Below are 14,191 nucleotides of genomic sequence, written 5' to 3'. Positions count from 1 at the left end.
GGCTATGGGGGAGGGTGGGCGCAAACCCGCCCACCGGGCCGCACCGTCCACCCCGCGCCGCCAGGCGCGGGCACCCCCACCGGCGGGCAGCCGGAAAGCCGACGCACCGTCAGCGCGGGCTGACGAACCCGCACTCGTACGCGGCGATGACCGCCTGCGTACGGTCCCGCACCCCCAGCTTGGCGAGCACGCCCGCCACATGGGTCTTGATCGTGGCGGGCCCCAGCGTCATCCGGGTGGCGATCTCGGTGTTCGACAGGCCGGTCGCCAGCAGCCGCAGGACCTCCGCCTCCCGTTCCGACAGCCGTTCCCGCAGCGCCGCCGCCCTGTCGTCGCTCCTGGGGGCGGCGTGGGCGGCGGCCAGGGCGCGTACGGCGGCGGGGAAGAGCAGCGAGTCGCTGCGGGCCACCAGCTTCACGGCCTGGACGAGTTCGTCGGCGCCCGCGCGCTTGAGGAGGAAGCCCGACGCGCCGGCGCGCAGCGCGTCGTAGACGTAGGCGTCGTTCTCGAAGGTGGTGACGACGATGACGCGCGGCGGGTCGTCCGTCCCGGCCAGGATCCGCTCGGTGGCGCGGATGCCGTCGACCTCGGGCATCCGGACGTCCATCAGCACGATGTCGGGCCGCAGCGCGCGGACCACCGACACCGCCTCGGCGCCCGTGGCCGCCTCGCCGACGACCTCCACGCCCGGCTCGGCACCCAGGATCACCCGCAGGGCGGTGCGGACGAGGTGCTCGTCGTCCGCGAGGACGACGCGTATGGGGGCGACGGCGGTCACCGGGCCTCGCCCCGCAGCGGCAGCCGGGCCGACAGGCGCCATACGCCGTCGTGTTCGCCGGCCTCGCTGGTGCCGCGCAGCAGCCGGGCGCGCTCGGCTATGCCGGTGAGGCCGCGGCCGCCGCCGGGGCGGGGGACGCCGGCTGTGACGCCGGGCTTCACGGGGTTCTCCATCAGGATCTCCAAGGTGTCGTCGTGCACGGCGACGCGCAGCCGCACGGGCACCCCGCCCGCGTGCCGCAGGGCGTTGCCGAGACCTTCCTGCACGATCCGGTAGGCCTCGCGGGAGGGCACCGGGGGGATCTTCTCCAGGCCACCGGGCGGCAGGGCGCACTCGACCGTGCCGCCCGCCGCGCGGGTGCGTTCCAGCAGGCCGCCGACGTCGGCCAGGGTGGGCGCCGGGGCGGTGGGGGAGGAGCCGTCCTCGCGCAGCAGCCCCAGCACGGCGTCGAGTTCGCCGACGGCCTCGCGCGCGGCCTCCTCGATCGCGGCCAGGGCCTGCCGGGCGAACTCGGGGTCGTGGTCCAGGACCCGGCGGGCGGCGCTCGCCTGGAGGCTCACCGCGCTCAGCGCGTGCCCGACCGAGTCGTGCAGCTCGCGCGCCAGCCGGTTGCGCAGGGCCAGCCGGTGCGCGTGCTCCTCGGCCGCCGCGAGCCGGTCCGCCGCCGTGGGACCCAGCAGGACGGGCGCCCAGCGCGCCAGCAGCGAGCCCGCCGCCCAGGAGGTGCCGACGACCAGCGCCAGCAGCGCACACCCGGCCACGGGCGCCAGCAGCACACCCGGCCCGGTGAAGAAACGCAGCCAGGCGACCTCGGCGAGCTTCCCCGGTCCGCCCAGGAACGGCAGGACGATCAGATACAGCGCCGCCGGCGGCGTGGCCAGCGACATCCCGCTCACGACGGCCCCCACCGCCAGATGCAGCGCGCACCACGCGGCCGTCCGGCCCCGGGCGGCCCACGACCGGCCGGGCTCCAGGGCCAGCGCCTCCCGGGGCACCCCGCACAGCACCCGGGCCGCCTCGCCCTCGAAGGGCCGGACGAGCGGATGCAGCGCCGTGACGGCCACCGGGCCGAGCGCGAGGAGGAGCACGCCGAACTGCCGGACGAGGGACGTGGAGAAGAGGATGTTGCCGTCCGGCCGGACCAGCGACACCAGGGTGTTCGTCAGCAGGTAGAACGGCATCGACAGGGCGCCGCCGAGCAGCAGGTGCACCCAGCGCAACCGGGCACGCCGGCCCAGCGCCGCGCTCATCGGGCGCCGGAGCGCGGCCGTCACCGTCACGCGCACAGCGTAGATCATTTGCGCCCGGCGGCTCCGGCGAGGCGAGGCGCGGTGAGGTGCGGTGCGTGCGCGACGGAACGCGCGGGAACGGGTAGGGAGAGGTGGTTCGCCTTTCACTCAACCTTCTTCATCCATCTTGGGAGAGTCCATGAGCGCCGCGCCCGCCGAAGAGGAGCAGGCCCCCGACCCCGACCACCTGATGCGGATCGCCCTCGGCTTCATGTCGTCGAAGGTCCTGCTCACCGCGGCCCGCTTCGGCCTCTTCACCGCGCTGGCCGAGCGCCCCCTGACCGCGGAGGAACTCCGCGCCCGGCTGGGGCTGCACGAGCGCTCCGCGCTCGACTTCTTCGACGCCCTGGTCGCCCTCGGCCTCCTGGAGCGCACCGACGGCGCGTACGCCAACACCCCCGCCACCGCCCACTACCTCGTCCGTGGCGGGCCGGCCTACCTCGGCGGACTGCTGGACATGGCCGACAGCAGGCTCTACGGATTCTGGGACCGCCTCGGCGAGGGGCTGCGCACGGGCGAGCCGCAGAACGAGGCCCGCACCGGCGAGGAGGGCCTCTTCGAGGTCCTCTACCGCGACCCCGAGCGCCTCGCCCTCTTCCAGCAGGCCATGACCGGCCTGTCCATGGGCTCCCTGCTCGCCCTCCCCGACGCCCTCGACTGGTCCCGCCACCGCACGGTCGCGGACATCGGCTGCGCCGAGGGCGCCCTGCTGGCCCACCTGCTGCGACGTCACCCGCACCTGCGCGGCACCGGGTTCGACCTGCCCGCCGTCCGGCCGCACTTCGAGCGGCAGGCGGAGCGCTCCGGCGTCGCCGACCGCCTCTCCTTCACGGCCGGGGACTTCTTCACCGGGCCGCTGCCACGGGCGGATGTACTGATCTTCGGCCACATCCTCCACGACTGGGACCTGCCCACGAAGCGGATGCTGCTGGACAAGGCGTACGCGGCGCTGCCCGAGGGCGGCCTCGTCATCGTCTACGAGACCCTCATCGACGACGAGCGGCGCGAGAACGCCAAGGGCCTGCTCATGAGCCTCAACATGCTCATCGAGACCCGGGGCGGCTTCGACTACACCGGCGCCGACTGCCGGGGCTGGCTCGCCGACGCCGGATTCTCCGACGGCGGGGTGCGGCACCTGGCCGGGGCGGAGTCGATGGTGATCGGCCGCAAGTGACGGCGGGCTCGTACAGTGCCTGCATGGACGACAGTGCGGTGCTGCACATCAAGGGACGGATACTCGTCGGACCGGACCCGCTGGACGGGGTGCGCGACGAGCTGTGGGTGGTGGGCGGACGGATCACCTTCGACCGGCCGGCCGGGGCGCGGGACGTCACCACCGTCGAGGGCTGGGCGCTCCCCGGCCTGGTGGACGCCCACTGCCACGTCGGGCTCGACGCGCACGGCGCGGTCGACGAGGCGACCACCGAGAAACAGGCGCTGACCGAGCGGCACGCGGGCGCGCTGCTGCTGCGCGACGCCGGATCCCCCTCCGACACCCGCTGGATCGACGAGCGCGAGGACCTGCCGCGCATCATCCGCGCGGGCCGGCACATCGCCCGCACCCGCCGTTACATCCGCAACTACGCGCACGAGATCGAGCCCGAGGACCTGGTGGCCTATGTGGCGCGCGAGGCGCGGCGCGGGGACGGCTGGGTGAAACTGGTCGGCGACTGGATCGACCGGGAGACGGGCGACCTGGGGGCCTGCTGGCCGCGCGGCGCGGTCGAGGCCGCCATCGCCGAGGCCCACCGGCTGGGCGCCCGGGTCACGGCCCACTGCTTCGCCGAGGAGACCCTCGCCCCGCTGGTGGAAGCGGGGATCGACTGCGTCGAACACGCCACCGGGCTGACGGAGGAGACGATCCCGCTCTTCGCCGAGCGGGGCGTGGCCATCGTGCCCACGCTGGTCAACATCGCCACCTTCCCCCGGCTCGCGGAGGGCGGCGAAGGCAAGTTCCCGCGCTGGGCGGACCACATGCGCCGGCTGCACGCGCGCCGCTACGCCACCGTGGGCGCCGCCCACGACGCCGGAATCCCCGTCTACGTCGGCACCGACGCGGGCGGATCGCTGCCGCACGGCCTGGTCGGGCAGGAGGTCGAGGAGCTGGTCAAGGCGGGCATCCCGGCGGCGGCCGCGCTGTCGGCGGCCACGTGGGGAGCGCGGGCGTGGCTGGGGCGACCGGGCCTGGAGGAGGGCGCCCCGGCGGACCTCGTCGTCTACGGCGCCGACCCGCGCGCGGACGTACGGGTGCTCGGCGCGCCGAGCAGGGTGGTGCTCCGGGGGCGCGTGGTGGCCTGAGCCGGCTCCTGCGACAGTTGGCTCGAATACGAGCGCGAAACCCACCCTTTGGAGTGAACTGGCGGTAGAGCGGCGTCCGTTCACCCTCCGCGCATCGAACATTGCGGAGTCAAGTCGTCGGCGCGCGATGTCCCCCATTGGCGCGCCGGCGGCTCCTTTCTCCCGTGGGGGTTCCACACACGTGTTCAGCACCACCAGCTCTTCCCTCGGCATGCCCGCACGCCGGTTCACGGCCCTGGCCGCGACGGTCACCGTGACCGCGCTCGCCCTGGGCGCCGCGCCCGCGAGCGCCACCGGCGGCACCGGATCCGGGACCGGCCGGGCCGACGCGACCGTCCTGCGCACCGGGCTCGACGTCTCCCTGCTCGGCAAGGCCGCGCACGTCCCAGTCGAGGCCACCCTCAACGACGTCCAGGCGCCCGCCGACGCCTCGAAGACCGCCCTCAGCGTCACCCTCGACGGCATCGAGGGCGGCAAGGCCGTCGACATCCTGCGCGCCGACGCCGCCACCGCCCGCGCCACGGCCGACCGCCGGGCCGCCAAGGGCTATGCCAATCTCGCCCACGCCAAGGTGCGCCTCCCCGGCCTGCCCCTGCGCTCGCTCATCGAGATCCAGCAGGTCACCTCCGAGGCCGTCTGCGAGGCGGGCGCGAAGCCCAAGGCCACCGCGAACCTCCTGGGCTCCGTCTCCGTGCTCGGCAAGAAGGTCACGCTCACTCCCAACGGCCCGACCAAGGTCGCCGTGCCGGGGGTGGGGGACGTGCGGCTGGACCTGTCGAAGACCGTCACCACCTCCCGTACCGCCGCGGCCACCGCGCTCGACCTCGACGTCTCCGTCGACCCGCTGGCGCTGGGCGTGGCCAAGGTGGTGGGCAAGGTGACGCTGGTACGGGCCTCCTGCGAGTCCCCCGCGGACCGGCCCTCCGACCCGGTCGGGCCCGGGGACGGGCCGGGCGCGCCCGCGAAGAGCGGCACGGAGGCGAAGCAGGCGGCCGCCGAACGGACCGGCCAACCGGCCGGGCAGGACCTCGCCGAGACCGGCGGCGGCTCCATCACCCCCTACCTCGCGGCCGCGGCCGGGCTGCTGGTCGTCGGGGGAGGGGGCGCGCTCATCGCCGCGCGGCGCCGCAAGGAGAACAGGCGGGAGGAGAGCTGAGCGCGGCGGCGGGCTGAGCGCGGAGGCGAGGCGGGGGAAGACCGGGGCGGTGCCCGGCGGTGCGCTCAGCGCGCCGCCGGTGCCCCGGCCAGACCGTCGCCGGCGGCCCCGCCCCCGGCGGCTCCGCTTCCGGCCCGGCGGCCGCCCAGGTCGTCGAGGACGGTCCGCAGGGCGGTGACGAAGCGGTCCGACGTCGCGCGGTCCCGGACCGCCAGGCGGAGGTAGTCCGGCCCCAGCCCCGGGAACGTGTCGCCCCGGCGCACCGCGAAGCCGAGGCCGCGCAGCCGGGACCGCACCGCCGCCGCCCCCGGCAGCCGGACCAGGACGAACGGCCCGGCCGCCGGGCCCTGCACGGTCAGCTCCGGCAACTCCGCGAGCCGGGCCAGCAGATGGGCCCGGTCGGCGGCGGTCACATGCGCCGCGAGCGCGGCCTCGGCCATCGCGCGCGGCGCGCTGCACGCCTCCGCCGCCACCAGCGCCGGCGACGACACGGGCCACAGCGGCTGGGCCCGTTCCAGCGCCGCCACGGTGTCGGGCGCGGCGAGCACATAGCCGACGCGCAGCCCCGCCAGGCCCCAGGTCTTGGTGAGGCTGCGCAGCACGACGAGCCCCGGCAGGTCGGTGCGGGAGGCCAGCGACTCCCGCTCGACGGGCACCGCGTCCATGAACGCCTCGTCCACCACCAGGATCCGGCCGGGCCGCGCCAGCCGGGCCAGGGTATGGGCCGGGTGGAGCACCGACGTGGGGTTGGTGGGATTGCCGACGACCACCAGATCCGCGTCCCCGGGCACCGCGCGCGGATCGAGCCGGAACCCGTCCTCCGGGGTCAGTACCACGCGCTCCACCACGTGCCCGGCGTCCCGCAGGGCCGCCTCCGGCTCGGTGAACTGCGGGTGCACCACCACGGCCCGGCGCACCGGCAGGGCCCGCGCCAGCAGGACGAACGCCTCCGCCGCCCCCGCCGTCAGCAGCACCCGCTCCTCCGGCAGCCCGTGCCGCGCGGCCACGGCCCGGCGGGCCGCCCGCCCGTCCGGGTACGCCGCGAGCGTGCCCAGCGACTCCGCTATCCGCTCCCTCAGCCACTCCGGGGGAGTCCCGGACCGCACATTGACGGCGAGGTCGGTCAACTCTGCGCCCATGCCGCGTACTTCCACGTCCCCGTGGTGCCGGAGGTCGGGCTCGGGGGACGACGCGTGAGCGGTGCGCGCGGATTGCGATATGTGCATGAAATCAGACGGTACAGGCGATCGCGCACGTCGCTCGCGCGGACTTCCGCTTCCCCACGAGAAGGACACCGCCGGGCCCGGCCGACAGCAGCGCGGCGGCCTCCGCGACACCGGGCGCCCCGGTCGCCCTGCGGGCCGCCTCGGAGGGGTGGGGCACCGGCTGGGCGGCGAGCGCGGCGGGGCCGTACGAGGTCAGGGGCACCCCGAGGTGGTGGGCCGCCGCGAGCAGCCCGGGCTCGTCCGCCTTGACCTCGGCGGTGACGAGCGCGGCGATCGCGGCTCCGTCGGCGCCCGCCTCCCGGAGGGTCCGCTCGACGAGGGAGATCACCTCTTCGGGGGACACGCCGCGGCAGGCGCCGACGCCGATGTGGAGCGTGCCGCTCATCGCCGGGCGCGCTCGACGAGGCGGGAGGCCGCGCCGGGGGCTCCCGCCCAGTGGGTGTGCAGATAGGAGGCGTGCACACCGCCCTGTACGAACCCCTCCACCTGGCGGTGGGGGTGGGTGAACCCCCACGCGGGGGCGGCGCCCGCCGCCGGCTCGATCACCGTGCGGTGGAACTCGTGGCCCCGGACACGGGTGCCCGCCGCCGCGAGCGGGTTGTCCGCGATCGCGACGGCCTCGCGGTAGCCGAGGGTGAGGCGCTCCGACATGCGGGCGTCGGCGTCGAGGACGCCGCACATCGGCTTGCCGTCGAGGCTGCGGGCCAGGTAGAGCAGGCCCGCGCACTCGGCGGCGACCGGGGCGCCGGTCGCGGCGAGCGCCGCCACCGCTTTGCGCAGGGGCTCGTTGGCGGAGAGCTCCGCCGCGTACATCTCGGGGAAGCCGCCGCCTATGACGACGGCCGATGTGTCGGGCGGGAGTGACTCGTCCCGCAACGGGTCGAAGGTCGCGACCTGCGCGCCGGCGGCGGTGAGCAGCTCCGTGTGCTCGGCGTACGTGAACGTGAACGCCGGACCGCCGGCTACGGCGATCACGGGGGCACCGTTCGGGCGCGGGTCCGTGGTCGCGTTGTGCCCACCCTCCCCCATAGCCTGAACGGCATGGGAGGTACCCCCATCGCCCTGCGGAACGCCTGCCCACAACGCGGGGGTCCACGCCTCCTCCACCAGCGGTGGCGCACTACGCGCCAGGGCCAGGAGGGCCTCCAGGTCGCAGCCCTGGCGTACTCGCGCGGCGAATTCCGCCACCGCGTCCACCGCGTCGGACCGGCGCTCCGCGACCGGTACCAGGCCCAGGTGGCGGGACGGGGTGTGGACCTGCGCGGCGCGTCGTACGGCGCCGAGGACCGGCACCCCCGACTCCTCCAGCGCCTCCCGGAGCAGCGCCTCGTGCCGGTCCGAGCCGACCTTGTTGAGGATGACGCCCGCGACCCGTACCTCCGGGTCCCAGGAGGCGAAGCCGTGCACCAGCGCCGCCACCGACCGCGACTGCGACGACGCGTCGACGACGAGCACCACCGGCGCCCGCAGCAGCTTCGCCACATGGGCCGTCGAGGCGAGCTCGCCCTGCCCGCTCGCGCCGTCGTACAGGCCCATCACGCCCTCGACCACCGCGAGGTCGCAGCCCGCCGCCCCGTGCAGGAACAACGGGGCGACGCGCTCCGGGCCGCACATGTAGGCGTCGAGGTTGCGGCCCGGGCGGCCGGTCGCGAGGGCGTGGTAGCCCGGGTCGATATAGTCCGGGCCGACCTTGTGCGGGGACACCGCGAGCCCCGCGTCGGCGAAGGCCCGCATCAGCCCGGTGGCCACCGTGGTCTTGCCGCTGCCGGAGGCCGGCGCGGCGATGACCAGGCGGGGGACGCGCGTACTCACCACTCGATGCCCCGCTGGCCCTTCTGGCCGGCGTCCATCGGGTGCTTGACCTTGGACATGTCCGTCACCAGATCGGCGTGGTCCAGGAGCTTCTCCGGGGCGTTGCGGCCGGTGATGACGACGTGCTGGGTGCCGGGACGGTCCCGCAGCACCTCGATCACCTCGTCCGTGTCGACCCAGCCCCAGTGCATCGGGTACGCGAACTCGTCCAGCACGTACAGCTTGTACGTCTCCGCCGCCAGGTCGCGCTTGACCTGCTCCCAGCCCTCGCGGGCCTTCTCCTCGTTGGACAGCCCTCCTCCTCCCGCAGGGGACCGCTGGATCCAGGACCAGCCCTCGCCCATCTTGTGCCAGTCGACCGTGCCGCCCTCGCCGGAGGCGCCCAGCACCCGCAGCGCGTTCTCCTCGCCGACCTTCCACTTCGCGGACTTCACGAACTGGAACACCCCGATCGGCCAGCCCTGGTTCCAGGCGCGCAGCGCCAGGCCGAAGGCGGCCGTCGACTTGCCCTTGCCGATGCCGGTGTGGACGAGGACCAGCGGCCGGTTGCGGCGCTGACGTGTGGTGAGCCCGTCGTCGGGTACGACGGTCGGCTGTCCCTGAGGCATTACGCGGCCCTCCGTGAGTCGGTGTTGCGTACGGTGCGTACCAGCGCGGAGACATTCTCCGCGCGCAGATCGTCGAGAGTCACGACCGGCCCGCCGAGCGACCGGCCCAGCTCGCCCGCCAGCCCGAGCCGCACCGGCCCGGCCTCGCAGTCCACGACCACCGACGCGACGCCGGAGCCCGCGAGCAGCCCGGCCGCGCGCGCGGACCGCGCCAGCGGCTCCACGCCGCCCGTCGCCCGCCCGTCGGTCACGACGACCAGCAGCGGACGGCGCGACGGATCGCGCATGCGCTCCACGCGCAGCACCTCGTGCGCCTTGAGCAGGCCCGCCGCCAGCGGCGTCCGGCCGCCCGTCGGCAGCTTCTCCAGCCGGGCCGCGCCCGCCTCCACGGACGACGTCGGCGGCAGTGCCACCTCCGCGCCGGAGCCCCGGAACGTCACCATCCCGATCTTGTCGCGGCGCTGGTAGGCGTCCATCAGCAGGGAGAGCACCGCCCCCTTGACCGCGCTCATCCGCTTGCGGGCCGCCATGGAACCGGAGGCGTCCACGACGAACAGCACCAGGTTTCCCTCGCGCCCCTCGCGTACGGCCTCGCGGAGGTCGTCGCGGCGGACGACCAGCCCGGGGCCGCTGCGGCCGCGCACCCGCTGGTGCGGGGCGGCGGCCTGGACGGTCGCGGCGAGGTGGAGCTTCGACAGGGCGCCCCCGCGCGGCCGGCGCGCCCCCGTCGTCCGGCCGTGCGCCGTGAGCGCGCGCGAGCGGCGCCCGTCGGCGCCCTCGCCGAGACCGGGGACGGTGAACCGACGGGTCCGGAACGGCTCCGCCGCGGCCACGGCGGGGGCCTCGGGAGCCTCCCCGCCGCCGTCGCCCCCGGAGGCCGACGCCTCCTGCGGGGCGGGCTCGCGCCCGGGCTCCTCCCGCTGCGGCGGCACGTCCGTGGTGGTGGCGGCCGGTCCGTCACCCGCGTCCTGGGTGGGCTGCCCACCGCCGTCAGGGCCACCGTCGGGGCCGCCGTCCGGGCCGCCGCCGGGGTCCTCCGGGCCTTCGGGGCCCTCGGGCCCGTCCCCGTCCGGCTCCGGACCGTCCGGCTCCGGCTCCTCGTCCTCGAAACTCGCGAGGATCTCGTCCAGCTTCTGCTCGTCCAGGCCGGGGGCGTCGAAGGGGTTCCGGCGGCGCCGGTGCGGCAGCGACAGCAGCGCCGCCTGCCGTACGTCCGCCGTCGTGACATCCGTACGCCCCGCCCAAGCGGCCAGCGCGGCGGAGGTGCGCGCTGTCACGATGTCCGCGCGCATACCGTCCACCTCGAACCCGGCGCACACCGCCGCGATCCGGCGCAGCGCGCCGTCCCCGAGCCGTACGCCCGGCAGCAGGGCCCGCGCGGCGGCGATGCGCTCGCGCAGCGCGTCCTCCTCCGGCGCCCACTTGGCGGCGAAGGCCGCCGGGTCCTCGTCGAAGGCGAGGCGCCGGCGCACGACCTCGACGCGTTCCTCGGTCTCGCGCGAGGCCGCGACCTCGACGGTCAGCCCGAAGCGGTCGAGGAGCTGCGGGCGCAGCTCGCCCTCCTCGGGGTTCATGGTGCCCACGAGGAGGAAGCGGGAGGCGTGGCGGACGGAGACGCCCTCGCGCTCGACGGAGGAGACACCGGTCGCCGCCGCGTCCAGCAGACTGTCCACGAGGTGGTCGCCCAGCAGGTTGACCTCGTCGACGTAGAGCACGCCCCGGTGCGCGGCCGCCAGCAGACCGGGCTCGAACGCCTTGACGCCCTCGCCCAGCGCCCGCTCGATGTCGAGCGAGCCGACGAGGCGGTCCTCGGACGCGCCGACGGGCAGCTCGACCATCCGGGCGGGGCGGACGGCCCGCTCACCGCCCCCGTGCGGCCCGTCCGGGCACTGCGGGTCCGGGGCCGCCGGGTCGCAGGAGAACCGGCAGCCCGCGACGGTCACGACCTCGGGCAGCAGCGCCGCCAGGGCCCGGACGGTGGTGGTCTTCGCCGTCCCCTTCTCACCGCGCACGAGGACGCCGCCGATCGACGGCGAGATCGCGTTGAGCAGGAGGCCCAGCCGCATGTCGGCCATGCCGACGATCGCGCTGAAGGGATAGGTGGACGAGGACATCAGCGGTTGCCTCCCTGGAGGGAACGGGTCAGTGGCGGTGCCCCGGGCGGTATGAACGGCAGTCCGCCCGGCACCCCGTCCTCGATCAGGCGCAGCAGCGCGTCCGTGTCCGCGTGCTCCTCGATCAGATCGCCGAGCCGGTCGAGCTGTTCCTCCCGCAGCGCCCCGAAGGACGTGTCGGGGGCGGGGACGAACGCCCGTCCGGCCGCCTTCGCGACCTCGCGCAGGAACGCCCGGCGGAAGCCGTCGCTCTCCAGCGAGCCGTGCCAGTGCGTGCCCCACACCGCGCCCACCCGGCAGCCGTCCAGGAACGACTCGTCCCCGCCCAGCACCTCGGCCACCCCGTGGTGGATCTCGTACCCCTCGACGCGCTCGCCCAGGGCCTCGCCGACCGGGCGGGCCAGGGTCTTCTCCACCGCGAACCGCACGCGCACCGGCAGCAGGCCCAGGCCCTCGACCGTGCCGGCCCTCGACTCGACCTCGTCGTCGATCCGCTCGCCCAGCAGCTGGAAGCCACCGCAGATGCCCAGCACCGGCCGGCCCTCCGCCGCCCGCCGTGCGAGCGCGTCGGCGAGCCCGCGTTCGCGCAGCCACGCGAGCGCCCGGACCGTGCCGCGCGTACCCGGCACGACGGCCAGGTCGGCGTCGGCGAGCTCCTCGGGGCGGTCCACGAACCGCACGACGACGCCCGGTTCGGCGGCCAGCGCGTCGACGTCCGTGAAGTTCGACATCAGCGGCACCGCGCACACGGCGACCCGCAGGACGTCCGCGCCGTGCGGCGGGGCGACCACGGACTCGCGGACCGCGCCGCGCAGGGACACGCGCAGGCCGTCCTCCTCGTCGATACCCAGGCCGTGGGCGAACGGCAGCACGCCGAACGTCCCCCGGCCCGTCAGGCCGCGCAGCATCTCCAGCCCCGGCTCCAGCAGACTCACATCGCCCCGGAACTTGTTGACCACGTAACCCGCTATCAGCTCCTGGTCCTCGGGGGAGAGCAGCGCTGTCGTACCGAAGAAGGAGGCGAAGACTCCGCCCCGGTCGATGTCGCCGACCACGACCACGGGCAGGCGCGCGGCCCGGGCGATGCCCATGTTGACGATGTCGGAGCGGCGCAGATTGATCTCGGCGGGGCTGCCGGCCCCCTCGCAGATCACGGCGTCATGGGTGCGCCGCAGCTCGGCCAGGCACTCCGTCACCGTGCCGAACAACTGCTCCTGACGTCCCGCGTGGTAGCCGCGCGCGCTGAGCTCGCCCACCGGCTTGCCCATGAGGACGACCTGGCTGCTGCGGTCGCTGCCGGGCTTGAGCAGCACCGGGTTCATCAGGGCGCTCGGTTCGACGCGGGCGGCGGCGGCCTGCATGGCCTGCGCGCGCCCTATCTCCGCGCCGTCGCGCGTCACAAAGGAGTTGAGGGACATGTTCTGCGCCTTGAACGGCGCGACCTTGACGCCCTTGCGGACCAGCCAGCGGCAGATGCCCGCCGTGACCACGCTCTTGCCCGCGTCCGAGGTGGTCCCGGCCACCAGCAGGCCCCCGCCCGGCGGGCCCGTGCGCCCGCTCCTGTCGGCTGTCACCGAGACGGTCACCGATTCCTCCCTGCCTTCTTGAACAGGCTGCCCACCGTACGGGCGGCCACCGCCGTCCCCAGGGCCAGCAGCGAAACCCGGCGCGAGAGCCGGACCGCGCGCTCGATGTCGGCCGTCCGCACGGGACGGTTCTCCCCGCCCAGCACGGGGCGGTGCTCGACGCGCCCGGCGTAGGCGAGGGTGCCGCCCAGGCGGACGCCCAGGGCCCCGGCGAAGGCGGCCTCGACCGGCCCGGCGTTGGGGCTGGGGTGGCGGGACGCGTCGCGCCGGGCCACGCGCAGGGCACCGCGCGGATCGGGCCCGGCGAGGACCGTGAGCGCGGCGGTCAGCCGGGCGCCCGGCCAGCCGACGACGTCGTCGAGCCGGGCCGACGCCCAGCCGAACCGCCGGAGCCGGGGTGACTTGTGACCCACCATGGCGTCCAGGGTGTTGACCGCCCGGAAGCCCACGAGCCCGGGCACACCGGCCAGGGCGCCCCAGACGAGGGCGCCCACGACGGCGTCGGAGGTGTTCTCGGCGACGGACTCCACCACGGCCCGGGCGATCGCTTGCGCGTCCAGCGCCTGAGGGTCGCGGCCGCACAGGTGCGGCAGCCGCTCCCGGGCGACCTCCAGGTCCCCGGCGGTCAGCGCCCCGCCGATGGCCCGGGCCTCCCGGCCCAGGGAAGTGCCGCCCAGGACGGCCCAGGTGGCGGCGGCGGTCAGCGCGATGTCGGCCGCGCGGTGCCGTCGCGCGGCACGGGCCAGCAGCCCGGCCCCGGCGGCCGCGCCACCCGCGCAGAGCAGGGTGTGGAGGGTGCCGTAGCCCCGGTGGTCGCGCCACAGCCGGTGTTCGACGGACTGCGCGGCCCGCCCGAACGCGGCCACGGGGTGACCGCGGCGGGGGTCGCCGAGAAGCAGGTCGCAGGCGAAGCCCAAGGCGGCGCCGTACGCGAAGGAGAAGCGATCGCGGCCGGGCATGGCGAAGCGGTGTCCTCACTCAGGGTCCGCGCCCTGGCTCGACGTGACCGGCGACCAGAGTCTCCTGGCTCCCGGATCCGCGCCGCCCCCGGCCTTCCGGCTCGCGCCGTGGCCATCGATCGGGGGGACACTCCCCGGTGACAGTGGCGGGACCGCGCCGGATTCGCACCGGCTTCCTCTGCTGTCGCCGTTTGGCTCCGGAAGTCCACCACGGGGCGGGAAGGGGCGTCAACTCGCCCTGACCTGCGCCCCGGCCGTCGCGGTGGCCGTACCGCGAGTCGGATCGAGGGTGACGTCTTCCCGTACGCCCGGCCCTCGGCGTGTGCGGGGTCCCCCCCCCGTCGACCGCCCGGGCCGGGCGTACG

Annotated in this window: 12 protein-coding genes and 1 riboswitch; of the genes, 3 read left to right on the top strand and 9 right to left on the bottom strand. The window is 75.5% G+C overall.

Features of this window, described 5'->3' with window-relative positions; translation table 11 throughout:
• Window positions 1-109: 109 nt before the first annotated feature.
• Window positions 110-820 (bottom strand): response regulator transcription factor, encoded by a 711-nt coding sequence (locus tag K6I33_RS19995; RefSeq protein WP_229354404.1) that lies wholly within the window; start codon window positions 818-820, stop codon window positions 110-112.
• Window positions 775-2,058: a histidine kinase gene (locus K6I33_RS19990; RefSeq protein WP_308297235.1), complete on the bottom strand. Its 1,284-nt coding sequence runs from the start codon at window positions 2,056-2,058 to the stop codon at window positions 775-777. Before K6I33_RS19990 ends, K6I33_RS19995 begins: the two co-directional genes overlap by 46 nt.
• Window positions 2,059-2,206: 148 nt before the next feature.
• Here K6I33_RS19990 and K6I33_RS19985 point away from each other — a divergent pair, with 148 nt between their 5' ends.
• The 3 genes from K6I33_RS19985 to K6I33_RS19975 all read left to right on the top strand — a co-directional run bounded on the left by K6I33_RS19985 (window position 2,207) and on the right by K6I33_RS19975 (window position 5,521).
• Complete coding sequence (locus K6I33_RS19985; protein ID WP_229354402.1) at window positions 2,207-3,241, top strand: acetylserotonin O-methyltransferase; 1,035 nt, start codon at window positions 2,207-2,209, stop codon at window positions 3,239-3,241.
• Window positions 3,242-3,264: 23 nt separating this feature from the next.
• Window positions 3,265-4,365: an amidohydrolase family protein gene (locus K6I33_RS19980; RefSeq protein ID WP_229354400.1), complete on the top strand. Its 1,101-nt coding sequence runs from the start codon at window positions 3,265-3,267 to the stop codon at window positions 4,363-4,365.
• 211 nt (window positions 4,366-4,576) lie between these two features.
• On the top strand, window positions 4,577-5,521 hold the full coding sequence (locus tag K6I33_RS19975; RefSeq protein ID WP_275126734.1) for an SCO1860 family LAETG-anchored protein: 945 nt from the start codon (window positions 4,577-4,579) through the stop codon (window positions 5,519-5,521).
• A 65-nt stretch (window positions 5,522-5,586) separates the two neighbouring features.
• Here the strand turns inward: K6I33_RS19975 and cobC are convergent, their stop codons facing one another.
• Genes cobC through K6I33_RS19940 form a run of 7 tightly spaced genes read right to left on the bottom strand, consistent with a single transcriptional unit; the run spans window position 5,587 to window position 13,826 of the window.
• A complete protein-coding gene (cobC, locus tag K6I33_RS19970; RefSeq protein ID WP_229354393.1) occupies window positions 5,587-6,747 on the bottom strand; it encodes an Rv2231c family pyridoxal phosphate-dependent protein CobC in 1,161 nt (386 codons plus the stop codon).
• 4 nt (window positions 6,748-6,751) lie between these two features.
• The gene (locus K6I33_RS19965; protein WP_229354384.1) at window positions 6,752-7,132 is read right to left on the bottom strand and encodes a cobalamin biosynthesis protein; all 381 of its coding nucleotides are present in this window, start codon (window positions 7,130-7,132) and stop codon (window positions 6,752-6,754) included.
• Entirely contained in the window at window positions 7,129-8,559 is a 1,431-nt protein-coding gene (locus K6I33_RS19960) for a cobyrinate a,c-diamide synthase (RefSeq protein ID WP_229354382.1), read from the bottom strand. The genes K6I33_RS19965 and K6I33_RS19960 overlap by 4 nt, the downstream gene beginning before the upstream one ends.
• Window positions 8,556-9,167, bottom strand: a complete 612-nt coding sequence (cobO, locus tag K6I33_RS19955; protein WP_229354375.1) for a cob(I)yrinic acid a,c-diamide adenosyltransferase — start codon at window positions 9,165-9,167, stop codon at window positions 8,556-8,558. Before cobO ends, K6I33_RS19960 begins: the two co-directional genes overlap by 4 nt.
• The gene (locus K6I33_RS19950; protein WP_229354366.1) at window positions 9,167-11,281 is read right to left on the bottom strand and encodes a putative cobaltochelatase; all 2,115 of its coding nucleotides are present in this window, start codon (window positions 11,279-11,281) and stop codon (window positions 9,167-9,169) included. Before K6I33_RS19950 ends, cobO begins: the two co-directional genes overlap by 1 nt.
• Entirely contained in the window at window positions 11,281-12,867 is a 1,587-nt protein-coding gene (locus tag K6I33_RS19945; RefSeq protein WP_229354364.1) for a cobyric acid synthase, read from the bottom strand. The genes K6I33_RS19950 and K6I33_RS19945 overlap by 1 nt, the downstream gene beginning before the upstream one ends.
• Window positions 12,864-13,826, bottom strand: coding sequence for a cobalamin biosynthesis protein (locus K6I33_RS19940; RefSeq protein ID WP_229354355.1), 963 nt, complete (start codon window positions 13,824-13,826; stop codon window positions 12,864-12,866). The genes K6I33_RS19945 and K6I33_RS19940 overlap by 4 nt, the downstream gene beginning before the upstream one ends.
• 57 nt (window positions 13,827-13,883) lie before the next feature.
• Window positions 13,884-14,006: riboswitch (cobalamin riboswitch) on the bottom strand.
• Between the last annotated feature and the right edge of the window lie 185 nt (window positions 14,007-14,191).

It is taken from the genome of Streptomyces sp. UNOB3_S3 (assembly GCF_020740895.1).
In the GTDB taxonomy this organism is placed as follows: Bacteria; Actinomycetota; Actinomycetes; order Streptomycetales; family Streptomycetaceae; genus Streptomyces.
Note: the sequence above shows the minus strand (reverse complement) of the source record. Positions and strands in the feature narration are given on the sequence as shown.

Bases quoted from the DNA above. Each gene is read 5' to 3' on its own strand.
- K6I33_RS19995 (WP_229354404.1), bottom strand. From the start codon at position 820: ATGGCGCCTGTCGGCCCGGCTGCCGCTGCGGGGCGAGGCCCGGTGACC.
- K6I33_RS19985 (WP_229354402.1), top strand. From the start codon at position 2,207: ATGAGCGCCGCGCCCGCCGAAGAGGAGCAGGCCCCCGACCCCGACCAC.
- K6I33_RS19980 (WP_229354400.1), top strand. From the start codon at position 3,265: ATGGACGACAGTGCGGTGCTGCACATCAAGGGACGGATACTCGTCGGA.
- K6I33_RS19975 (WP_275126734.1), top strand. From the start codon at position 4,577: ATGCCCGCACGCCGGTTCACGGCCCTGGCCGCGACGGTCACCGTGACC.
- cobC (WP_229354393.1), bottom strand. From the start codon at position 6,747: ATGCACATATCGCAATCCGCGCGCACCGCTCACGCGTCGTCCCCCGAG.
- K6I33_RS19965 (WP_229354384.1), bottom strand. From the start codon at position 7,132: ATGAGCGGCACGCTCCACATCGGCGTCGGCGCCTGCCGCGGCGTGTCC.
- cobO (WP_229354375.1), bottom strand. From the start codon at position 9,167: ATGCCTCAGGGACAGCCGACCGTCGTACCCGACGACGGGCTCACCACA.
- K6I33_RS19950 (WP_229354366.1), bottom strand. From the start codon at position 11,281: ATGTCCTCGTCCACCTATCCCTTCAGCGCGATCGTCGGCATGGCCGAC.
- K6I33_RS19940 (WP_229354355.1), bottom strand. From the start codon at position 13,826: ATGCCCGGCCGCGATCGCTTCTCCTTCGCGTACGGCGCCGCCTTGGGC.